The following is a 22999-nucleotide window of genomic DNA, read 5'->3' on the forward strand; positions in this document are numbered from 1 at the left end:
TCGAAAAGAATCTGATTACTGATTCCGGATAACTTTAAATCGGAAATTAAACGGTAAGGTGCGGTTACTGGTCTGATCTCGCATACTCCCGCTGGCATTGCCTTCTATAAATTCACCTACTTTACCGAAGCTGGTGATTTTTACCAGCCATGCTCCTGAATTTGTTAACTGGGTTTTGTTCTGGCTGAACTTTAGGGTGGTTACCGGATATTCTCCCGGATTCGCTTCCCCTGAAAAGCTCAGACTGAAGGCGATTGTAGAAGGATCCGAGGTTTTATAACAATTGATGGTATAGGATTTTGAAGCGGTACCAATGGTTTGAATCAGTGAATCAGTTGGTGCCTGCAGCAAATAATTGGTGCCATTCATGGTATAACTGATATACTGCATATTCCGCTTATTACAGGTACTAAGTGTTCCCAGGTCGATCTTCCCGGTTGATACTTCCATTGTAACGGTATTGCTTTCCATATTGCCGTCTTCATCCACAGCAGTTATTTTAGCGTAGGTATTGGTATTATAGCAGCGATTCAGACTCAATTCAAAATTCCCATTGACAATTTTTGCCTTATGCGTCTGTCCGTCTATCGTAATCTTTACCCAGCCATTATATACCTGCGCTGCTTTGCAATTCTGCACTTTACCCTGAATCAGTAAATTGTTTGCTGCATTTGCCCCCGCTTTAATGGTTCCCAACCAGCTTTCTGCTGAACCGGTATTAATTTTTTGGGCAGACAAAACTTCATCACAATTATTTATTATTCTGATTTCCATCGCCCGGTTGCTTGGGGCATTCATCAGTAATTGGCCTTTATCATTGGTATGAACCGGACTACTCAGCATTTCATTGCCATCCGCTGAATAAAGTTGAATACGGACATAGGATAAAGCCGTACCGCTTACATCTGTAATAGATGCTTTCAAAGGTGCTGCAGGCTGTGCAATTCCACATGCCCAAGTTGAGAAATGAGGCACCTGTGCTGTATAATAATTTCCTTCTTTTCTTGCTTTTCCCTCTTCTTTCCATTCACTGCTGATAGGATCGAAATACCAAAGCGAAATTACCTGCGGAGCATTTGAAAGTTTGGACGCCGGAATTGGAAATTGAACAGATGCAGCTTTACCTGCACTAAGTTGAAGTTGTTGTCCGGCAGTTCCGGTAAGTTCCGTTACCAAGGCGCTCAGAAACTGAATAGAAACCGGTTTTTTATCGAGGTCGGTTCCTTTGGAACCGGGGATAACTGAATGAAATGAGGCATCATCGGCATCCCTGCTGAATGCATGTGCCTGAACCGTTCCTGAATATGGCTGCCCATTTGCTTCATCTTTCATGGCATCTGCGCCAAATTGTAAGCGGGAGCCTGAAGCAAGCGTATATACAGCTCCTGACCCGGCGGCAAACTGCAGTCCTGATTCGCGCGGAACCAGTTTCATGCGAATAAAATGTTCCGATTCAGGCAAAACGTCAAAACGCTGGTAATCCCTGAAATAGCCATTTCCGGATACCTCAACAAGTCCACTTGTAGGCTTCACCCGTAAAGTGGAGAATCGGTAATTTCCATTAATGTCAGTGGTTGTAATATCATTCCCGGACCGAACCAGGGCGCCGGCAATGGGAGCAGAAAACTCATCTGTTACTCTTCCCTGAAGAGAAATTGTAACCAAACCTGTCCCGGTTGGCTTTTCAATAGACTGGGGCTCAGCCTCCTGGTCAGGTTTTGAGCAGGCACTCAGCAAGACAGCACAAAATAGTACCATCCCGCCAATGCGGATTATTGGATTTGACATAGGGTATGAATCTTATCCTTGAACGGGTTATTGTTCCAAATCTTATATGGATCGGAAACTTTTAGATGAATGGCAAATTTTATGCCGTACCCCTCCATACAATGGAAATAGTTGATTCATTTTCAATTCATTGATCAAAATCAATAAAGACTAAGAGGCCACCCTTAGGGATGACCTCTTAAATATAATGGGCGCCTATTTTATTAAATATGTGCTTCAATTTTCTTTACAAAGTTCGCTTTCGGTTGAGCACCAACCAGCTTATCAACCACCTGGCCATTTTTTACGAAAAGGATAGCAGGAATTGAAGTAATACCATAATTGATGGATAATTGCGGGTTATTGTCCACATTTACCTTCCCTATTTTTACTTTGCCATCGTATTCTTTGGAAAGCTCTTCGATTACCGGACCGATTGCACGACAAGGTCCGCACCATTCTGCCCAAAAGTCGATTACACTTAATTTTTCAGAATCCAATACTTCTGTCTGGAAATTGGAATCAGTTAATTCTAACGCCATGATTATTGTTTTTTATATTGTTTGAGTGATATGCATTTTAAAACACAAAAATAGTTCCGATGGTTGAAAGGGGCTGTTATGGCATTCCCAATTGTTAAACCACGTTAATTTGTGTCAATTTTGACTTCCAATTCCGGTTTTCCCTGAAGCCAACCCGTCAATTCGTCATTCATTTCCAATCCCTGTCCAAGGCTGTACAAGCTGGTCACTTTTTGATTTTTTGTGTCCATTAAATTGATTCTCAAGGAAGTAGATCCTCCTTTAAATTTCAACATATTGCCTTCCAGGAAATTGATCAATTCTTCTGTAACATGACGAGGTTCTACATATAGCGTTACCTGTTTTGTCAGCGATTGCTTTATAGATTCCAGCAGGCTGATCCGTTCCACTTTGAATTCATATTTATCGGAATTGAATCTGGAGCGAAAGGAACCTACTACAAAGAGATTTTTTCCCTTATCGAGATAATCTTTGAATCGCATATAATCATCGCCCCATAACATAATCTCTGTTTTGCCGGAATAATCTTCCAGTGTCAATGCGCCGAAACTTCTGCCGGTTCGGGTTTGACGGTGTAATCCATCCAATACCAATCCGGCCAGCCGGTATTGTTTACCGCTTGCCTGCAAGGTGCTACTTTCCATCACTTCCAGAAAATCAGCCAATGGAGTGATACCATAATGTTTCATCTCGAATTTAAAATTGTCAAGCGGGTGCCCACTCATGAAAATGCCGGTGACTTCCTTTTCCTTGTCCAGTCGGTCAGTGAGGGACCACAGATCGCAGGGTGGGATTTTCGGAGTTGGAATATCCAGTACAGCCGGCAGATCCCCAAAAAGAGTATTGGTTGTTCCCTGCGACTGGGCCTGGTAAATATTCCCGTATTTGATGATTTTTTCCAGTCCGGTGGTGGTATCTCCGTTTGGAATATGGAAATATTGTGCTCTGTGAAATTCCGGAAAGCAGTCAAATGCGCCGGCATATGCCAGGCTTTCCAATGTTTTTTTATTTACTGCCCGCTGGTTGATCCGTTTGATCATATCAAACATGGAAGTGTAGGGGCCCGCCGTTGCTCTTTCCAGCATTATATTGTCCACCGCGGCTTCTCCCACACCTTTCAAGCCACCCAAACCAAAGCGGATCGCCCCGCCTTTATTTACGGCGAATCCTTTTTTGGATTCATTGATATCCGGTCCCAAAACCTCCAGCCCCATTCGTTTACACTCTTCCATAAAGAAGGTGATTTTTTCAATACTTCCGGCGTTGTTTAATACTGCCGCCATGTATTCTGAAGGGTAGTGCGCTTTCAGATAGGCTGTCTGGTAGGCAACAAAAGCATAACAGGTGGAATGCGATTTATTGAAGGCGTATTGGGCAAAAGCTTCCCAATCTGTCCAGATTTTTTCCAGTTTATCTTTGGGATGGCCTTTTTTCATGGCGCCATCCACAAACTGTGCTTTCATTTTATCAAGAACTGATTTCTGCTTTTTCCCCATGGCTTTCCGCAGAACGTCCGCATCGCCCTTACTGAAGCCAGCCAGACTTTGCGCAAGCAGCATCACCTGTTCCTGATAGACAGTAATACCATAGGTTTCCTGCAGATAATCGGCCATTTCGGGTAAATCATATGCGATTTCCTCCCGACCATGTTTCCGATCGATAAAATTGGGAATATAGGCAAGCGGACCCGGACGATAAAGGGCATTCATCGCAATCAGGTCAGCAAACTGATCGGGTTTTAGATCGCGGAGGTATTTCTGCATACCCGGACTTTCAAACTGGAAGGTGCCGATGGTATCAGCCCGTTGATAGAGTTCAAAAGTTGCTGCATCATCGAGCGGAATATCATCTATGACAATTTCCACACCATGGTTTTCTTTGATGAGGGTCAGTGCATTTTTAATAATGGTGAGGGTTTTTAAACCCAGGAAGTCCATTTTGATAACCCCGGCATCTTCAATAATACTGCCTTCGATTTGTGTTACCAGCAGATCAGAGTCTTTGGCCGTACAAACCGGAATAATATTCATCAAATCCTCCGGTGCAATGATAATGCCGGCGGCATGGAGTCCGGTATTTCGTACAGAACCTTCCAATCTTTCTGCTTCATGCAGTACATGAGCACGAATATCATTCCCATTATAAATCTCCCGCAGGCGGCGAACATTTTCCATGTCTTCGGCCACCAGCTGCTCTTTTGCTTCGAGGGATTTCTCCCCATCTTTTTCGGTAAGGGGGGCTTTAAGTACACGACCCAGTTCAATGCCTGGTTTATCGGGTACCAGTTTGGCCAGGGCATTGGATTCCGGTAATGGCAGATCCAGCACACGGGCCACATCCTTGATACTCATTTTGGCCGCCATGGTACCATAGGTGACAATTTGAGCTACCTGGTTTTTACCATATTTCTGCACCACATAATCGATTACTTTCTGGCGACCATCGTCATCAAAATCCGTATCGATATCCGGCATGCTTTTTCGGTCGGGGTTCAGGAACCGTTCGAACAGCAGATTGTATTTGATTGGATCGATATTGGTGATACCGATGCAATAAGCAACTACACTACCTGCAGCGGATCCACGACCCGGGCCCACAAAAACGCCTAAATCCCGACCAGCTTTGATAAAGTCACTTACAATCAGAAAGTAACCGGCAAAGCCCATGGTTTTGATGGTGAACAATTCAAAATCGAGTCGTTCCTGAATTTCAGGACTAATATCTGTGTAGCGCATTTTTGCGCCTTCGTAGGTTATATGGTGGAGGTATTCCCATTGGTTGAGATTGGAATCGGCATGTACCTGAAATTCTTTGGGAATCGGAAATGCCGGAAGCAGGATATCCTTTTTCAGGTTGAGCAGTTCAACCCGGTCCACAATCAGATTGGTATTGTCGATGGCTTCCGGAATATCACTGAAAAGTGCCGACATCTCCTCCGAACTTTTGAAATAAAACTGATCGTTGGGGAATTTAAAACGACGGTTTTTAACAGCGGCATCATCATTTACAAAATCATCAAAACCGGGTGTGCTCTGCTTTTCACCGGTATTGATGCAAAGCAGGATATCGTGTGCGTTGGCATCGTCTTTATCCGTATAATGGCTATCGTTTGTAGCAATAACAGGAACATTGTATTTTTTTGCAAACTTCAGCAGCACCTGATTGATCTGTTCCTGTTCCTTCATATTGTGGCGTTGCAGTTCAATGAAATAATCTTCACCAAACATATCCAGCCACCATTTAAATTCTTTCTCTGCGTCTTCTTCCGAATCGTGTAAAATTGTTTGCGGTACATAGGCACCAATGCAACAGGTAGTTGCAATCAGTCCTTCATGGTATTTTTCAATCAGTTCTTTGTCAATACGGGGATATTTGGAATACATTCCTTCCGTATAACCAAGGGAGGTGAGTTTGATCAGGTTTTGATAGCCTGCTGCATTTTTTGCAAGTAATACCTGATGGTAACGTTCATCTTTCTGCTCTTTGGTGAATGATTTGCGGGTACGATCCTTCACCACATAAAATTCACAACCAACAACCGGTTTAACCAGAGGCTTTCCGTCTTCGCCTTTATGTTTATAGGCTTCAGCAACAAATTCAAAAGCACCAAACATATTGCCGTGATCCGTGATGGCAATTGCAGGCATATTGTTCTTGATCGCTTTTTTATAAAGAGACTGAATGTTGGCAGCCCCATCCAGTAAGGAATATTGGGTATGGCAGTGTAAATGTGAAAACCTCGACATAGACCTGCAAGTAACAAAATTTTAACGCCCTTGCATCAAATTCTAATTTGCTATTTTTGCACAATTGTGTTTAAAATAAATATCCTTGATCAGATTATTTTATATATCGGCAGTTATGGTTGTATTGGCTGCCTGTGGTTCATCAAAACCAACAAAATCAGGCAGTGCGTCTCCTACGGTGAAGCGCACAAAGCCCAGTAAACCAGGTAATTCCCGCTTTATTGACGGTATTTCGATGACGCCTGGTGAAGAAGGTCCGGGAAACGGCAATCATCCCAATACCGGCTGGTTTGGATCTCCGGATGAGGCACGGGCTACCGGAGTTTATGGAAATATTGAGAATAGTACGGAGTTGCATTTTAAATATGCCGTTTTACTGGATCAGCCGGTTGAATACCTCACGAATTTAACATTATTACAATTTATAGAAGACTGGTATGGTACCCGCTATCGGTATGGGGGAAATACCAAACAGGGGGTGGATTGTTCCGGTTTTACCTGTAATTTGTCAAATTCCGTCTTTGGCAAAACCCTGCCCCGAACAGCCCGCCAGCAATATGATGCAGCGCAGAAAATTCCTACGGATTATTTGCAGGAAGGTGATTTGGTCTTTTTTAATACACGCGGCGGGATCTCCCATGTAGGTGTTTATCTGGCCAATAATAAATTTGTACATGCATCCACTTCCAGTGGGGTAATGATCAGCGATCTGAATGATGAATATTACCGTAAACGATTTGTTGGTGCAGGCCGTCTATGATTATTGAACCTGCTTTGCAGTTATGTAAAAATTCGGATCCGGGATAAGATTGGAATTTTTGCCGGGTAATTGTTTCCATTCAGTTGTAGGCTGTATCCAGCTGGTTTTATCCTGCGTTTTTACTTTTAATGGCATGTTGAAACCTCTAATTGAATTTGTCCAGCGATAGGATAGTTTGCCTCTGGTAATTTTATACTCCAATACCGGGATTTGTATGGTTCGCAGGTACTGATTAAAGAGGGGAGTGAAATCCTTTCCGGCAAACTTATTTATATACGCTTCAATTTCAGCCGAGCTGACGGTTTTGTGATAATAATCTTTATTGAGGCTTCTTAATAATTGCCTGAATTTTTCATCATCTTCCATGATCTGGCGAATCATATGAATAACGCTGGATCCTTTAGCATACATATCGCCACTACCTTCCTTATTAACGCCGTATTGTCCGATTACAGGAATATCGTTGTCGATGTTTTTTCTGCTTCCGATCTGGTACTCATTGCCAGCCTGAACATTGTTCTGGCACTGGGTAAAAATGGTTTCGCTATAGTTGGTAAATCCTTCATGGATCCACATGTCTGCAATATCGTTGGTGGTGATATTATTCCCAAACCATTCATGACCGGTTTCGTGAATGATGATGAAATCCCATTTCAAGCCCCATCCGGTACCTGAAAGATCATTTCCGAGATAACCGTTTTTATATTGGTTACCATAAGCCACCGCACTTTGATGCTCCATGCCAAGATGGGGTGATTCAACCAGTTTGTAGCCATCTTCATAAAAAGGATAGGGGCCAAACCAGTGTTCGAAACATTGCATCATTGGTTTAACCTGTTGAAATTGTTGTTTCGCCTTTTCGAGGTTTTCTTCAAGCACCCAGTAGTCAAGGTCAAGTTTGCCTTTTTCTCCATCAAACTGTTCTGCAAAATGGGCGTATTTGCCAATATATGGAATGATATTATAATTATTGATCGGATTTTTTACTTCCCAGGTGAAGACGGTTCGACCGCTGTCAAGGTTTGACTGGTTTAGCAGACGTCCGTTCCCAACAGCGGTTAACCCGGCTGGGGCCACGATCCTCAGTTCAGCACCCTCATCCGGTTCATCACTTTGGTGATCCTTGCAGGGATACCAGACGGAGGCACCCAAACCCTGACAGGCCACGCTCATCCAGGGATTTCCCGTTTTGTCTTTTTTCCAGATCCAGCCACCATCCCATGGGGGGCGAATTGCTTCCGTTGGTTTTCCGGAAAAGTGAACCAGCATTGATTGGCGGCTATTTACTGGAAATCCACCTGGAATAGTGACAAAAAAATGATTTCCATTGCGTTTGAAGTTGAATTTTCTCCCATTGGATTCAATGCGATCAATTTGCATTGGTTCCTGCAGGTCCAACTGCATTAAAGTATGGTTTTTCAGAACCTGAATTGTAAGCTGTACATGGCCACGGATGGTTTTGGTGGCGAAATCCGGTTCTACATAAATCGCATATTTTTTAACATCCCACCAGGTTCTGTTTTCGTTCAGGCTGCCTCTTAAGGTATCCTGCAGCGTTATTGGCTGAGTGCCGGAAAGTGGCTGGCTGATTACTCTTGAGCAGGCCGTGAATAGAATAATCAAACTGAAGAATAATATACGCTTTAACGTAAGTTGCATATCAAACCGAATTTTCATTAAATATAGTTGCTTCAGATAACATGTGTACTTTTTGGAATTACCGTTTATATATACTTGTACTTCTTATAGGGGTGGCAGCGGGGGGATGCAGATCCGGAGATGCGATGGAAGAGGGGTATTTTTGTTATAATGAATCAACCGGCATAGCGAGTCTTGATCCGGCTTTTGCCAAAAATCAGAGTATTATGTGGGCTGTACATCAACTCTATAATACGCTGGTGGAGGTGGATAGCAATTTGCAGATCAGTCCTTCTTTGGCAAAAGCCTGGGAAATCAGTGAAGACGGAAAGACCTATACTTTTTTTCTGCGACAGGATGTGAAATTTCATGATGATCCATGTTTTACGGATGCGGTGGGTAGGAAAATGGTTGCGAAGGATGTTGTATTCAGTTTGCAACGGATTATGGATCCTTCAACTGCCAGTAGCGGAGCCTGGATTTTTAATGATCGGGTACTGGCAAAAGAGGGTTTTGTTGCTTTGAATGACAGTATTCTGCAGATTAAATTGATTGCACCTTTTCCTCCGATCCTGGGGATTTTAAGTATGCAGTATTGCTCTGTAGTGCCAATGGAGGCGCTTGAACTATATGGCAGAGATTTCCGGTCACATCCGGTTGGAACCGGGCCATTTCAACTGGTTGCGTTGGAGGAAGGGCAGGCCTTGCTTCTAAAGAAAAATCCGGGTTATTTTGAGCGGGATGAAAATGGGGAGCGCCTTCCCTATATAAATGGTATAAAGATCAGTTTCAATGATAGCAAGGCAACTGAGTTTTTACTGTTCAGGCAGTCCAAATTGCATTTTATCAATGATATTGATGCCTCTTTCAAAGATGAGGTATTAACTAAAAAAGGGGCATTGCGATCCGACTGGCAGGGGAAAATCCAGTTGAACAAACATCCTTATCTGAATATAGAATACCTGGGTATTTTGGTAGATACAGCCAGTGCGCTGGTACAATCCTCTCCGCTTCGGTTAAGAGCCATCCGGCAGGCCCTGAATTATGGCTTTGATCGGAAAAAAATGATGCTTTATCTGAGAAATTCCATAGGGATTGCCGCTGAATCGGGATTTGTTCCGGCCGGTTTGCCTTCCTTTGATTCAGTGCGGGTAAAAGGTTATCAGTATAATCCAGCAAGAGCCAAGCTATTATTGGAGCAGGCTGGGTTTAAAGAGGGGAAGGGAATTCCAGAAATTAAGTTATTGACTGTTCCGATTTACAGTGAACTGGCCAGTTATATGGTTCGGGAATGGCAGGAATTGGGAATTCCTGTGAAGGTGGAAGTGGTTCAAAAAAGTTTACTGTTGGAACAAACTGCACAATCCCAGGCCTTGTTTTTTAGGGGTAGCTGGATTGCAGATTACCCGGATGCTGAAAATTATCTGAGTGTGTTTTACAGTAAAAATCCAGCACCTCCTAATTATACCAGATACCAAAATCCTGCCTTTGATAAATTATATGAAGCAGCCTTATTAGAAACGAACGATCGTTTGCGTTTTGATTTATATCAGCGTATGGATCGAATGATTCTGCAGGATGCACCCATAGTGCCACTTTGGTACGATGAGGTTATACATCTTGTTCAACCTTTTGTTCGGAATTTTAAGCCAAATGCGCTGAATCTCCTGGAACTCAGAAGAGTACGATTTAACTAATCTGCTTGTATTTTTGCAGTAACTTTGGCCTTCATTTTTCAAAAGAGTCACATGGCGGTAATTTTAATTTTCTTTTTCACGCACTGGTTTTTATCCTTATTCTTTCACACGTTTTTTTTGCACCGATTTGCTTCCCACCAAATGTACACAACGAGTAAGGGTTGGGAAAGAATCTTTTATCTGATGACATGGTTTACACAGGGTTCTTCTTACCTGGTGCCACGTGCTTATGGAGTTATGCATCGCATGCACCATGTTTACAGTGACACGGAAAAGGATCCGCATAGTCCGCATTTCTTTAAAGATGTATGGGGCATGATGATGCATACCAGAAATATTTACAACAGTTTTGTTACCCGCCAGGGAATGCCGGAAGAACAATTTACCAAATCTTATCTGCCTACCTGGGAAAAACTGGATCGCTTTGCGGATCATTGGGCAACCCGTTTATTTTTTGGTATTGCCTACACACTTGTATATGTATTTTTTGCACCAAGTTATTGGTGGTTCCTGTTGTTACCGATACATTACTTAATGGGACCGGTTCAGGGTGCAATTGTAAACTGGTGTGGACACAAGTATGGTTATGCGAATTTTAAGAATGGCGATCATTCAAAAAACTCTGAGCCTTGGGGGATTTTTTTGTTGGGAGAATTATTCCAGAACAATCACCACAAGGATGGAGAGAACCCCAATTTTGCACGCAAATGGTTTGAACTCGATCCAACTTTTTATGTAATGCGTTTCATGAATGTGATCGGAATTATTAAACTGAAGCCTGCTGCATTGGAGCGTCAGCACCACCATTAAAGTCAAGCTACATTTTATTAATAGGTCAGAAATAAAAAAGCGACCGGATTGATATCAATCCGGTCGCTTTTTTATTGGTTCAGTTACGGTGTTTAATTTTTTGTTTGTCCCTGGTTATATCGTTTCAGTTTTTCTCTGAATACTTTTTCGAATTTCTCCAGCTTGGGACGAATTACAAAATAACAATAAGGTTGTGAGCCATTGTTTAGATAATAATTCTGGTGGTAATCTTCGGCAACGTAGAAAGCCTTGAAAGGGGAAATTTCTGTAACGATGGGTTTTTCCCAGGCATTACTTTTTTCCAGTTGTTCCTTATAGTATAAAGATTTTTTCTTTTGCTCTTCGTTATGATAGAAAATGGCACTGCGGTATTGCGGACCCACATCATTTCCCTGTTTATTTGGGGTGGTGGGATCGTGGGTTTGCCAGAAAACTTCCAGGATTTCGTCGAAAGTTACCATGGAGGGGTCAAAAACTACCTGAATTACCTCTGCATGTCCGGTGTTTTTTTCGGAAACCTGTTCATATGTAGGATTGGCAACATGGCCGCCGGAATAACCGGATGAGACCTTTAAAACGCCATTTAATTGTTGGAAAACGGCCTCAACGCACCAGAAGCAACCGGCTCCAAGGGTGGCCGTGTCTGTAACCTGCTGGTAACCGGAGTATACTAAGTCATTACTCATAGACCTGTTCGGATTTTCTTTTTGCGCGCAACTGCTGCTAAGCAGAAGATAACAAGTCAGTAAAGAAAACGGGGTAAAAAGTTTCAAATACGACATTTTAGTTGAACACAATTGTTAGTGCAAGGTACAACAGCAGAAGGTTTCAGGAGCTGGATAAAACGTTAAATTAGGGCCATTCTAATCAACCACCGGTACCATGCTGGAATTTTTAGCATATACTCCTATCTTTGCCCGCTATGACAGTAGAACATTTGAAAACATTACGGGAACGGGTTACCGTTCTAAGGAGGTTTCTTTGACGTCGCTAACCGCACCGATAAGATTCAACAAGATAAACAATTAACCCTTGCTCCTGGTTTTTGGGATGATAACCAGCGGGCTACAGCCATTCTGAAAGAAATCAAGGTACACGAATACTGGATGGATCTGTTCCGGTCGGTGGAAACCGGAGTGGAGGATTTTGCTGTATTGTATGAATTCTGGAAGGCAGGAGAAGCAACGGAAGAGGAGGCTCGGGAAGCTTATGAAAAGGCCCTGGAGGCCATTGAGGAAGCAGAGTTTAAAAGTACCTTAAACCAGCCGGAGGATGAATTACCTGCCGTTGTGCAGATCAATAGTGGTGCCGGGGGAACGGAAAGCCAGGATTGGGCGCATATTCTGTCGCGAATGTACCGAATGTATGGCGAAAAGCAGGGCTGGACTGTTACTGAATTGGACTGGCAGGATGGGGATGGAGCCGGTATTAAAAGTGCCACTTTCCAGTTCGACGGTCCCTTCGCATATGGTTTTTTAAAAGGAGAAAGCGGAGTGCATCGATTGGTTCGGATATCGCCTTTTGATTCCAATGCAAGACGACATACCTCCTTTGCGTCGGTTTTTGTATACCCACTGGTGGATGATACCATTGAAATAGAAGTGAAGGACAGTGAGGTTAAAATGGAGACTGCCCGAAGTGGTGGAGCTGGCGGACAGAACGTAAACAAGGTGGAAACCAAGGTGATGCTGACCCACCTGCCTACAGGGATAGTGGTGATCTGCCAGACCGAGCGGACTCAGTTAGGCAATCGGGAAAAAGCCATGCAAATGCTGAAAAGCCGATTGTATGAGGAAGAGTTGCGCAGAAGGGAAGAAGCAAAGAATTCTACCAATGCCAGCAAGAAAAAAATTGAATGGGGCAGCCAGATCAGGAGTTATGTATTCCATCCCTATAAAATGATCAAAGATCATCGTACGGATTACGAAGTTGGAAATGTACAACCCGTAATGGACGGCGAATTGGATGGATTTATCAAAGCTTACCTGATGAGTCAGAAAGAAGAAGAACCTGCCAGCTAACACAAAAACATATACCATGAGTCTTGGTTATTTTTCTTACCCATTACCGGTGAATGAACCCGTATTAACTTATGCGCCCGGTTCACCAGAAAAACTTCGTCAGAAAAAAGTACTGGCTGAGTTGAAGAAAAAAGAAGCGGATATCCCTATGTATATTGGCGGAAGGGCTGTTCGTACGGGAAATAAAGTGGCCATACATCCTCCGCATGAACGGGTGCATGTTTTAGGTCATTTTCATGCTGGAGATAAAAAGCATGTACAGCAGGCCATCGACGCAGCTTTAAAAGCTAAAGATTCCTGGGCTGCGATGAGTTGGGAAAACAGGGCCGGAATTTTTTTGAAAGCGGCAGATCTAATTGCGACAAAATACAGGGCGCATTTGAATGGTACAACCATGCTTGGTCAAAGCAAAAACATATATCAGGCAGAGATTGACAGTGCTTGCGAAATCATTGATTTTTTGCGATTCAATGTACATTTTCTTAGTGAAATTTATAAGCAACAGCCCATCAGTGCTCCGGGTGTGCATAACCGCATGGAATGGCGTCCGCTGGAAGGGTTTGTATTGGCAATAACGCCGTTTAATTTTACTGCCATCGGGGGTAATTTACCAACCTCCGCGGCAATGTGTGGCAATACGGTGGTTTGGAAACCGGCCAATACACAGGTTTATTCGGCGCAAATGTTCATGCGGATATTGATAGAAGCCGGGCTGCCGGATGGTGTGATCAACCTGATTTATGTAGATGGACCAACTTTAGGGGAGGTTTGTTTTAATCACCGTGATTTTGCCGGGGTTCACTTTACCGGATCAACAGGTGTATTTAATCAGATGTGGGCAACGATTGGTGCAAATGTTTCGAAGTATAAATCCTATCCACGGATTGTAGGAGAAACAGGTGGAAAGGATTTTGTGCTGGCACATAAATCGGCTGATCCTGATGTGGTAGCAACCGCATTGGCAAGAGGGGCGTTTGAATTCCAGGGACAAAAATGTTCAGCTGCATCGAGAGCTTATCTGCCTTCCAATATTGCAGAAGCGGTAAAGCGCAAGCTGGTTGCTCAGGTTGAAAGTATGAAAATGGGAACGGTGGAAGACTTCAGCAATTTTGTAAATGCGGTAATTGATGAAAAGAGTTACGATAAGCTGAAGAAATATATTGATAATGCGAAGAAAGATCGCAAAGCAAAAATTCTGGTGGGAGGAAACTGCGATAAACGCAAAGGATTCTTTATTGAACCTACAGTAATTGAAGTGCGTGATCCGCGTTATGTAACCATGTGTGAAGAATTATTTGGACCTGTATTGACTATTTATACATACGATGCTGACCAGTTTGAAAAGGCACTGACACTGGTGGATACCACCTCCGATTATGCATTGACAGGTTCAATTATTGCGCAGGATCGGGCTGCGGTTGAATTGGCGGTGAACCGTTTACGTCATGCTGCGGGTAATTTTTATATCAATGATAAACCAACCGGAGCAGTAGTAGGACAGCAGCCGTTTGGTGGAGCTCGGGCAAGTGGAACCAACGATAAAGCGGGATCAATGTTGAATTTATACCGGTGGTTAAGTGCGAGAACGATTAAAGAAACCTTTAACCCGCCTGTGGATTATAGTTATCCTTTTCTGGGAGAGAGTTAAAAAGTTAAGTTATCATAGAAACCGGTTGCAGGGCAGCCGGTTTTTTTGTTTAGCCTGATGTAGTGGTAATGGGAGAATTTATAGTTGTATTTATTACATGAAAATTAATGTTTTAATAATAAAATACCACCACTTCCGTTTCAGCTATTGTTTGATTTCTTTTATTAAACTAATAGTATGAAAAAAGTTTTTTTAGTGTTTTTGTGTGCCGCAACATTTAATGCAGCCAAAGCTCAGATCCAATTTGGAGTTAAAGCCGGCGCAAATCTTTCCACTTTTGCCGGCAAGGATATAGAAGATGCAAAATCTGTAATTGGATTTAATGGCGGTGGTTTAGTACGATTGCCAATAAATGAAAACTTTAAGGTTCAACCGGAAATAGTTTTTTCCGCACAGGGCTCCAAAGGTGATGGCGAATTTGGGGAAGAAAAAATTAATCTGAGTTATATAAACATTCCGGTAATGTTCCAATACCACACTGAATCAGGATTTTTTGCTGAAACAGGGCCTCAGGTTGGGTTTTTAGCAAAAAGTAAATTAAAATCAGGTGATATTTCTGTAGATATTGATGAAGGAATGAAAAAAGTTGATTTTGCCTGGGGGTTAGGTGTTGGTTATCAATTGCCGATGGGCTTTGGTGTAAATGCGCGGTATAACCATGGCTTGAGTAGTATCTTTGATTCTGAAGGTGGAGAATCAATAAAAGCCAGAAACAGTGTTTTTCAACTAGGCATTTTTTATGTTTTTGGTGGAGAATAAAATTGTTTTTCTAAAAGATAAGAGCCGCGGGTAGCGGCTCTTTTTTTTGATCGGTATTGATCCCTTATTTTAGCGTAAAATTGACCGAGTGAAAACCATACTCAGTGAAGAGCAGATCAACTTAACGGTTAAAAGGCTTAGCCATCAGATCCTGGAAAATTGTCCGGATCTGTCAAAGGCCTGTATTATTGGCATTCAGCCGAGAGGGAAATGGTTGAGCGATCGGATCAATCGGGAGATTCTTGCCATACTTCCGTCAAGTGAAGTAGCCTACGGAATTCTTGATATTACCTTTTATCGGGATGATGTTCGGAATGAGTTGCGCATCGCGAATGAAACGGATATCCCTTTTTCAATTCAGGATAAACAGGTTATTTTAATTGATGATGTGTTGTATACCGGACGAACCATTCGGGCTGCGCTGGATGCGCTGCTTGATTTTGGCCGGCCGTCCAAAGTAGAACTTTGTGTGCTGATCGATCGCAGGTTCAGCCGAGAATTACCTATTCAACCCGATTACGTGGGAAAATCAATTGACTCCATAATCACCGAACGTGTAAAAGTGGGTTGGAAGGAAAATGAAGGAAAGGATGAAGTGGTATTACTCTAACGATTAACTTTGCACCCTAATGCAACTAAGTACAAAACATCTTCTAGGCATTAGAGATCTGGTTCCCCGGGACATTCAACTTATTTTAGACACAGCCACCCAATTCAAGGAAGTTTTACAGCGACCGATTAAAAAAGTTCCATCCCTGAGAGATGTGACGATCGTCAATCTCTTTTATGAGAATTCAACGCGTACCAGGATTTCTTTTGAACTGGCGGAGAAACGGTTAAGTGCGGATACCATCAATTTTGCTGCAAGTGGATCCTCGGTTTCAAAAGGAGAGACACTTTTGGATACAGTGAATAATATCCTGAGTATGAAAGTGGATATGGTGGTGATGCGGCACAGTGCAAGTGGTGCTCCGCATTTTCTGGCAAAACATATTCCGGCTGCTATCGTAAATGCGGGAGATGGAATCAATGAACATCCTACGCAAGCGTTGCTGGATGCATTTTCCATTCGTGAAAAACTGGGCAGTCTGGAAGGAAAAAAAATTGCCATAATTGGGGATATCATGCATTCACGGGTAGCATTAAGCAATATATATCTGTTAAAAAAAATGGGTGCGGAAGTGATGGTGGCTGGTCCGCCTACTCTGATTCCTACCTATATGAAAGAAGCTTTTGATGTGCGGGTGGAATATAATCTGAAGAAAGCCCTTGAGTGGTGTGATGTGGCAAATGTGCTTCGTATTCAACTGGAGCGCCAGAATCAGGTATTATTTTCATCCCTTCGGGAGTATAACCTTGCCTACGGGGTTAAAAAATCTGTTCTTGATCAGCTCGATAAGGAAGTTATTGTGATGCATCCGGGACCAATCAACCGGGGGGTGGAGTTGGATAGTGATGTAGCTGACAGCAAACATTCAATTATTCTGCAGCAAGTTGAAAATGGGGTAGCGGTACGAATGGCAGTTCTTTATCTGCTTGCCGGCCGTGGAGAACCTTAAATAATAAACCAGCATGAAGATTTGCCTCTTTCCCGGAACCTTTGATCCCATTACATTGGGACACGTCGATATTGTAACCCGCGCGCTGCCTTTATTTGATAAGGTGATAATAGGAGTAGGGTTAAATTCCTCCAAAGCCCCTATGTTTTCCGCCGAGCAACGTTTACTCTGGATCAAAGAAATTTTTAAAGAAGAACCTAAAGTCGAAGGGGCGGTATATGAAGGTCTCACTGTGAAATTTTGCCAGGAAATCGGGGCGAATTTCATACTGCGGGGTATTAGGTATGTGAGTGATTTTGAATATGAAAAAACCATCGCGGATGCAAATAGGACGATGGATAAAAATATTGAGACGATCTTTCTGACTGGCGAGCCCAAATACACATCTGTGGCGTCCACTATTGTGCGCGATATTATCCGTAACAATGGAGATGCATCGCCATTTATTCCGGCTGCAGTATTTAATAGTTTACACCAAAATAGGTAAGCATGGCCGTTATATGGTTTAATCCAAATTTGAAGATGGAGGATTTATTACTATTGGGTAAGGGAACCATGGGCGAGCACCTTGGAATTGAGTGGGAAGAATTGGGACCTGATTATATAAAAGCAAGTATGCCGGTGGACTACCGAACGAAGCAACCATATGGACTTCTGCATGGGGGGGCGTCGGTGGCTTTGGCGGAAACCCTGGGAAGTGTAGGAGCTGCGTTGTCGGTGGACGCGCGTAAATTTATTGCAGTAGGAATGGAGATCAATGCGAACCATATCCGTTCTGCAAGAGAAGGCAGAGTAACTGGGATTACCCGACCAATTCATCGCGGTGCCAGTACCCAGGTTTGGGAAATCCGGATTGAAGATGAACTGGGCAAATTGGTTTGCATCAGCAGATTGACGGTTGCGATCCGGAAAATTTAAGATTGTAGCGTATCCAATACATCAAGTATTGATGGGAATGTATTTTCCTTCACTTTTGCCCAATCGGATGGTGCTAACCAAACTGTTTCGGTTATCTGTTCTTCTACCTGAGGTTTTAGGTCTTGTGGCCCATTTGACATCATTTCAAACCACCAGGATTCTTTCAGGATATGTTTACCACTTTCCTGGTAGGTATGATAGGTGGTTAGCAGGTGTTTTTGTATGGTAGGAGGATGGATTCCAGTCTCTTCTTCCACTTCCCGGATGGCACAGGCTTCGATGGTTTCACCATCATCCAGTTTCCCTTTTGGCAGGTCCCATTTTCCCCTGCGCTGTATAAACAGTAATTGGTTTTGTTCATTCCAAACCGCGCCGCCACCGGCTTTGAGTACCGTGAATTTTTTCCAGAAGGCATGTTGAAGGGCCGAAAGATCTGGGTGAAGCAGGATGCCTGCATGTACTTTGGGTACTTCCATTTCATGGATCAGGGATCGAATAGCCGGACTGCTGTTTTCCTCCATAAAAATAGCATCATCGTGATGAAGATAGGGCTCCAGTTCCGGGCTGATGGAATCACATAAGAAAACCGGCTTGGTCCCAAAGTAGATTTTGATGTACATATGGAGTAATTTCGCTTAAACGTCAGACTGGTGTCAGACAGGTGTTAGGACAGTGTTCTAACATTTAACAAAGATAGTCAGAAGACTGTCCTAACACCTGTCTGACACCTAAATAGTTACTATGAATTCAAATGAGAAGGCCGTAGCCGAGAAATTATTACAGACGAATGCAGTTCGATTGAGTCCGGATGAACCCTTTACCTGGGCAAGTGGATGGAAAAGCCCTATTTATTGTGATAATCGTAAAGTGCTTTCCTTTCCTTACATCAGAGACTTCATAAAGTCGGAAATGTGTAACCTGATTTTTGAACGTTATCCGGAAGCGGAAATACTGGCAGGAGTGGCAACAGCAGGTATTGCCTGGGGTGCAATGGCAGCAGACCAGTTGAAACTACCTTACATCTATGTACGACCCAAACCCAAAGAACATGGTTTGGGTAATCAGATTGAAGGGGCATTTACCGCTGGACAGAAAGTAGTGGTTATAGAAGATTTGATCTCGACCGGAAAAAGCAGCCTGCAGGTAGTGGATGTGTTGAAAACTGCAGGGATGCAAGTACTTGGAATGGTTTCTATCTTTACCTATGGATTTCCAATTGCAGACGAAGCCTTTGCGAAAGCAGGCATACCATTTCAATCACTCACTAACTATAGCCAACTGGTAAGTCTGGCATTGGAAAAAGGAATGATTGATAGTAAGGTAGAGCCTATTCTGTTAAAATGGAGGGAAGACCCTTCAAACTGGACCGGAGTTTAGTATTTTAGTAATCAAAAAAATGCATATATGAAAAAGCTATCCGTATTACTGTTGCTCCTTGGAACTTTTACCATGGCAGCAGTTGCTCAATCCAAAAAGGCGATCCAAACAGTTACAATCAAAACGCCTTCCGTTCAATGTGAAAGTTGCAAAAAGAAGATTGAAAGTTTTCTTTCACGGGAGGACGGGGTATCCAAATCAGTTGTTGATTATAAAAGGAAGACAACAAAAGTGACTTTTTTCACTGATCGAACCAATATTGAAAACATTAAAACGGCAATCGCTAATGCCGGCTATGATGCCGATGACGTGGCTGCCAATGAAGAATCATATGAGAAATTACCCAAATGTTGCAAGAAACCTGAAGATGGTGGGGGTATGAAAAAACAATAAATTGATTTTTTCTTTATATGAGTCCGGTTCCAATGGAACCGGACTTTTTTTTACCCGTCGGATACCCGACGGGTGGTTTTGGATCACCAATTGATTTTTTGTTTTCCCTGGTAATTTACAGGGAGGTTCATGAAAAATCCGGAGCGTCCTAAACGAACAGTCCCATTTACTTTAATATCCAACTCATCGTCCATTATTAAGGTGAGCGCATTACCCATCAGTTGTTTCAAATTGACCTTCATCTGGACAGGAATATAAAAAGTATCTTTTTTAGGAATCCAAATCAGGGTATCCAAAACAGTATTGCCCACCGGGCGATCATTTACGGAAATAGCCAGGTCTGCTCTTCTAAACTGGAGCTCATAATTATTGGGGTTATAATATTTTAAATCTGCCGAAACGACAGTTTCTTTCATCCCCATCCTCCCAATATTGAAATTTTCCAAAGCCTGGTACTCTGGTATTTCAGGTTGTTTACATGAACTCATAGTCCAGCAGGTGAGGGCAATTGCAGCCATTAGGAGCGATTTACCGCCCTTTAAAATTGAAGGTATCATAAGCAGGCAAAATAGGTGATTTCCCATTTATGCACAAATTCATTTCCATGAATTAACCTATCTTTAGTGCCAATATTTTTGGTCTTTAGTTTAATTATAGAGTATTTATAAGAAGATAGTATATACTATTATTTTTAGTATCATAAAATAAATATATTAAATTGATTTACAGTTAATTAACTGTATTTATCTAAAATAATTAGATACTATTTATACACAATTTTATTACCTGTAAAGATCATTTATTCGGAAAATTTGATAGAAATATATATATTCGTTATATGAATTCATTAATTATTGATTTACAATATTTTGCAAATGTTAATTGGTTTAAAAAAGCATATAATTATAAGCATGTGTATTTATCTAAATATGAAATGCATGCAAAAATGAGTTTTCGTAACCGCACCATGATCGCGGGTGCGGATGGTCCTCTCCGACTCACTGTCCCCATTGTTGATGGAAGGAATGAACGTCAATTTTATAAGGATGTAAAAACGGTAGATGGGAGATGGCGCCTCGAACATTTCAGAGCGATTGCGTCCTGTTATAATCGTTCGCCCTGGTTTGAATATTATCGCGACGAATTGGCAGATCTTTATAAAATGCCATTTGCCAATTTGTTTGAATGGAATTTGGCCTGTCAGAATTGGGTGGTTGAAAAAATTGGATTGGGTAATCCCTTTATCATTGTAGAAAAGGAGGAAGAAATTCGAGATAGCACCATTTTTCCATTCATGGAAATGGATAACGCAGTAAATGAATTTCATCCAGGATCAGATGGGGGGCTCCTGTATATTACTTCCAATTATACGCAGGTATTTCATGAAAAAACCGGCTTTATTGCCGGTTTATCCATACTTGACTTGTTATTTTGTAAAGGTCCTTCAGCTAAAAACCTGTTAAGGCCAGGTTCTTAAATATGTACAATCTTGTGTTTTTTGCGTAGTTGTTCTTGTTTTTCCTTTAATTCTCGTTCTTTTTCGCGGATGGCTTTTTCAAGATTTTCGGTTGCTTTTTGTAGTTCAAGGTCAAGTTCCTTTAAAGTATCCATTTTTTCCAACAGTAATTCCTGTGCTTCCTGCTGCTTTATTTGAAATTTTTCAAATTCAGTCTGGCTTAACTGTTTCATAAGTTGACTGGATTGTTGTTGAATTTCCTGCCAGTTTAGTTTGGCCAATTCTTTTTCGAGCAATAATTGAAGGTCCTGTCGCGATCCGGATCCTGCTGCGAGTTTTGATAGCTTTTCCTGAACCTTGGTCCAGTTTAATTTCTCCAATGCAAGCTGAGTTTGCAGTGCGGCTTCCTGCGCCTTACGTTTTGACTGTAAATGAGCGTTTAAGGCAGGAGTGGTGTCAATAATGGCGGTAGCTTCAAAGCTTTTGCTTGGTACATACGGAAGCATATAATGAGAAGATGCTTCTTCCGGAATATCTATTGTATTTTCTGATTTTTCAAATGTAAAGGCCTTATTCTCAACAACAGCAGCGGAAGTTTCCTGATATATTACAGGTCCGTTTGCTGCACCGGTATAAACAAGTTCTAACAATTCAGGAGCTTGTTTATCAGTTATTGATTCTGAGTTATCAACTAGTTGATTTTCAATGTTTATAATTGATTTATCAGTTAATGAAATAGGGTTTATTTCACTATTTTCCATCAATTTATCCTGCATTGGCTCTGATGGCTGGATTTCATTTTTTCTATTAGTGGAACTTAATCTTGTCAATCTTCTGGACTGGTAATTCACTCCTTGAAACAACTTTAATTCCAGTGCTGCAACCGGATCTGTCAATTCTTGTATTAGCACTTTTGCATGCTGATTCGTGGGTAGTAGGAGTGCAAGGGAACTGAGCAGCAATAATAGGAAAAGCAAGCCTGTGTATCCCTTACGGATGGAACGGGTTGCTGGGATATTCAACATTCTTCGAATTCTGATTAACAGTAATTTTCTGCTACTACCACTTGCTGCCAGAACTAAATTACTTTCATGTCCGCTTCTTTTTTGTTCCAGTTTGAGCAATGCTTCAGCATAAGATTGTGGTTGGAAGGGAAATTGCAAGACCCAATCATCACATGCATGCTCTCTTTCTTCTCTTATATTTGAAATAAATAATTTCGCAAAAGGATTAAAGAAAAGGAGTGTTTCAATCAGTGAAATAACCCAATTCCATACATAATCATTTCTTTTAATGTGGGCTAGTTCATGAATCAGAACAGCTTCTAACTGTTCTGGACTTAATTGATTTATTGCAGCTATAGGAAGGAGAATCACAGGTTTTAGCCAGCCCATTATTTGGGGGCTATCTATTTTTTCGGATAACCAAATTTGAACGGTTGTTCCAATATTCATCTGGGCTGCCATCGCTTCACTAAAAATTCTCCAGGTTGATGGAACTTTATGAAGGCCGGAAATTCCACTCAGTTTAACCTGGCGGTATTGAAAAACCAGCTGGAATAATTTAATCCCAAGCCAGCCTAGGTAGGCAATAGAAAGATAGGGAAAAACCAGAGAGGGGATTTTTTGGAGACTTAACCACAAGCCTGAAGAGCTACCGGATTGGTAAAATAGGGGTTCCAGCTCCCGGACAGGTGCGAGGCAACGAAGAACAAATCCACCTAAAAACCAGCCTGTCCCGATAAGCAGGAAGGCAATCCCAAGGTTATAACGGGTAGAGGCCGAAGCCTGGGGCCAAACTTTTTGTAATAGCAGCCAACACATCCAAAGCAATCCAAACTGCCACCAGCTGTTTACGATGGTCCAGCCCAGTGCCTCTAACCAGGCATACTGGGGGAGCAGAGCCATG

At 42.2% G+C, this 22999-nt stretch carries 21 protein-coding genes; 13 read left to right on the forward strand and 8 right to left on the reverse strand.

From position 1 onward, the window contains the following. Nucleotides 1-15 precede the first annotated feature (15 nt). The 3 genes from B2746_RS10720 to dnaE all read right to left on the reverse strand — a co-directional run bounded on the left by B2746_RS10720 (nt 16) and on the right by dnaE (nt 6055). Nucleotides 16-1788, reverse strand: coding sequence for a carboxypeptidase-like regulatory domain-containing protein (locus B2746_RS10720; protein WP_290793353.1), 1773 nt, complete (start codon nt 1786-1788; stop codon nt 16-18). A gap of 203 nt (nt 1789-1991) precedes the next feature. Continuing rightward, on the reverse strand, nt 1992-2309 hold the full coding sequence (trxA, locus tag B2746_RS10725) for a thioredoxin (protein ID WP_290793355.1): 318 nt from the start codon (nt 2307-2309) through the stop codon (nt 1992-1994). 104 nt (nt 2310-2413) lie between these two features. Further along, complete coding sequence (dnaE, locus tag B2746_RS10730; RefSeq protein ID WP_290793358.1) at nt 2414-6055, reverse strand: DNA polymerase III subunit alpha; 3642 nt, start codon at nt 6053-6055, stop codon at nt 2414-2416. An 85-nt stretch (nt 6056-6140) separates the two neighbouring features. Here dnaE and B2746_RS10735 point away from each other — a divergent pair, with 85 nt between their 5' ends. Continuing rightward, nucleotides 6141-6815 carry a C40 family peptidase gene (locus B2746_RS10735; protein ID WP_290793361.1) on the forward strand — a complete coding sequence of 225 codons (675 nt, stop codon included), beginning with the start codon at nt 6141-6143 and terminating at the stop codon, nt 6813-6815. On the opposite strand, the gene B2746_RS10740 is transcribed toward B2746_RS10735, so the two are convergent. Then, nucleotides 6816-8474, reverse strand: a complete 1659-nt coding sequence (locus B2746_RS10740; RefSeq protein ID WP_290793364.1) for a M1 family metallopeptidase — start codon at nt 8472-8474, stop codon at nt 6816-6818. 41 nt (nt 8475-8515) lie between these two features. Between B2746_RS10740 and B2746_RS10745 the strand changes: the two genes are divergently transcribed. Both B2746_RS10745 and B2746_RS10750 read left to right on the forward strand, forming a co-directional pair. Further along, nucleotides 8516-10150 carry an ABC transporter substrate-binding protein gene (locus B2746_RS10745; protein ID WP_290793367.1) on the forward strand — a complete coding sequence of 545 codons (1635 nt, stop codon included), beginning with the start codon at nt 8516-8518 and terminating at the stop codon, nt 10148-10150. A gap of 51 nt (nt 10151-10201) precedes the next feature. After that, a complete protein-coding gene (locus tag B2746_RS10750; RefSeq protein WP_290793370.1) occupies nt 10202-10960 on the forward strand; it encodes an acyl-CoA desaturase in 759 nt (252 codons plus the stop codon). Between the two features lie 92 nt (nt 10961-11052). On the opposite strand, the gene msrA is transcribed toward B2746_RS10750, so the two are convergent. After that, nucleotides 11053-11646: a peptide-methionine (S)-S-oxide reductase MsrA gene (msrA, locus tag B2746_RS10755; protein WP_290793373.1), complete on the reverse strand. Its 594-nt coding sequence runs from the start codon at nt 11644-11646 to the stop codon at nt 11053-11055. A 236-nt stretch (nt 11647-11882) separates the two neighbouring features. Here msrA and prfB point away from each other — a divergent pair. The 7 genes from prfB (at nt 11883) to B2746_RS10790 (ending at nt 17865) form a co-directional block, all read left to right on the forward strand. Next, a protein-coding gene (gene prfB / locus B2746_RS10760; RefSeq protein ID WP_349680612.1) for a peptide chain release factor 2 occupies nt 11883-12981 on the forward strand; the annotation gives its coding sequence in 2 pieces (ribosomal slippage) (nt 11883-11933 and nt 11935-12981; 1098 coding nt in all). Nucleotides 12982-12997: 16 nt separating this feature from the next. Beyond that, nucleotides 12998-14629, forward strand: coding sequence for an L-glutamate gamma-semialdehyde dehydrogenase (gene pruA / locus B2746_RS10765; protein ID WP_290793379.1), 1632 nt, complete (start codon nt 12998-13000; stop codon nt 14627-14629). A gap of 177 nt (nt 14630-14806) precedes the next feature. After that, nucleotides 14807-15388: a porin family protein gene (locus B2746_RS10770; protein ID WP_290793382.1), complete on the forward strand. Its 582-nt coding sequence runs from the start codon at nt 14807-14809 to the stop codon at nt 15386-15388. An 88-nt stretch (nt 15389-15476) separates the two neighbouring features. After that, the gene (pyrR, locus tag B2746_RS10775) at nt 15477-15998 is read left to right on the forward strand and encodes a bifunctional pyr operon transcriptional regulator/uracil phosphoribosyltransferase PyrR (RefSeq protein ID WP_290793385.1); all 522 of its coding nucleotides are present in this window, start codon (nt 15477-15479) and stop codon (nt 15996-15998) included. Between the two features lie 19 nt (nt 15999-16017). Further along, the gene (locus tag B2746_RS10780; RefSeq protein WP_290793388.1) at nt 16018-16947 is read left to right on the forward strand and encodes an aspartate carbamoyltransferase catalytic subunit; all 930 of its coding nucleotides are present in this window, start codon (nt 16018-16020) and stop codon (nt 16945-16947) included. Between the two features lie 13 nt (nt 16948-16960). Beyond that, nucleotides 16961-17434 (forward strand): pantetheine-phosphate adenylyltransferase, encoded by a 474-nt coding sequence (gene coaD, locus B2746_RS10785; RefSeq protein WP_290793391.1) that lies wholly within the window; start codon nt 16961-16963, stop codon nt 17432-17434. Nucleotides 17435-17436: 2 nt separating this feature from the next. Next, the gene (locus B2746_RS10790; protein ID WP_290793393.1) at nt 17437-17865 is read left to right on the forward strand and encodes a hotdog fold thioesterase; all 429 of its coding nucleotides are present in this window, start codon (nt 17437-17439) and stop codon (nt 17863-17865) included. On the opposite strand, the gene B2746_RS10795 is transcribed toward B2746_RS10790, so the two are convergent. Continuing rightward, nucleotides 17862-18485 (reverse strand): NUDIX hydrolase, encoded by a 624-nt coding sequence (locus B2746_RS10795; RefSeq protein WP_290793395.1) that lies wholly within the window; start codon nt 18483-18485, stop codon nt 17862-17864. The genes B2746_RS10790 and B2746_RS10795 overlap by 4 nt on opposite strands. 121 nt (nt 18486-18606) lie before the next feature. Here B2746_RS10795 and pyrE point away from each other — a divergent pair, with 121 nt between their 5' ends. Further along, the gene (pyrE, locus tag B2746_RS10800) at nt 18607-19242 is read left to right on the forward strand and encodes an orotate phosphoribosyltransferase (protein ID WP_290793398.1); all 636 of its coding nucleotides are present in this window, start codon (nt 18607-18609) and stop codon (nt 19240-19242) included. 27 nt (nt 19243-19269) lie between these two features. Continuing rightward, complete coding sequence (locus B2746_RS10805; RefSeq protein ID WP_290793401.1) at nt 19270-19635, forward strand: heavy-metal-associated domain-containing protein; 366 nt, start codon at nt 19270-19272, stop codon at nt 19633-19635. Between the two features lie 83 nt (nt 19636-19718). On the opposite strand, the gene B2746_RS10810 is transcribed toward B2746_RS10805, so the two are convergent. Next, nucleotides 19719-20153: an LEA type 2 family protein gene (locus tag B2746_RS10810; protein WP_290793404.1), complete on the reverse strand. Its 435-nt coding sequence runs from the start codon at nt 20151-20153 to the stop codon at nt 19719-19721. A 320-nt stretch (nt 20154-20473) separates the two neighbouring features. Between B2746_RS10810 and B2746_RS10815 the strand changes: the two genes are divergently transcribed. Continuing rightward, the gene (locus B2746_RS10815) at nt 20474-21112 is read left to right on the forward strand and encodes a WbqC family protein (RefSeq protein WP_290793407.1); all 639 of its coding nucleotides are present in this window, start codon (nt 20474-20476) and stop codon (nt 21110-21112) included. On the opposite strand, the gene B2746_RS10820 is transcribed toward B2746_RS10815, so the two are convergent. Further along, on the reverse strand, nt 21109-22998 hold the full coding sequence (locus B2746_RS10820) for a M56 family metallopeptidase (RefSeq protein ID WP_349680613.1): 1890 nt from the start codon (nt 22996-22998) through the stop codon (nt 21109-21111). The genes B2746_RS10815 and B2746_RS10820 overlap by 4 nt on opposite strands. Between the last annotated feature and the right edge of the window lies 1 nt (nt 22999).

Source organism: Flavihumibacter sp. UBA7668 (assembly GCF_002483205.1).
GTDB lineage: Bacteria > Bacteroidota > Bacteroidia > Chitinophagales > Chitinophagaceae > Flavihumibacter.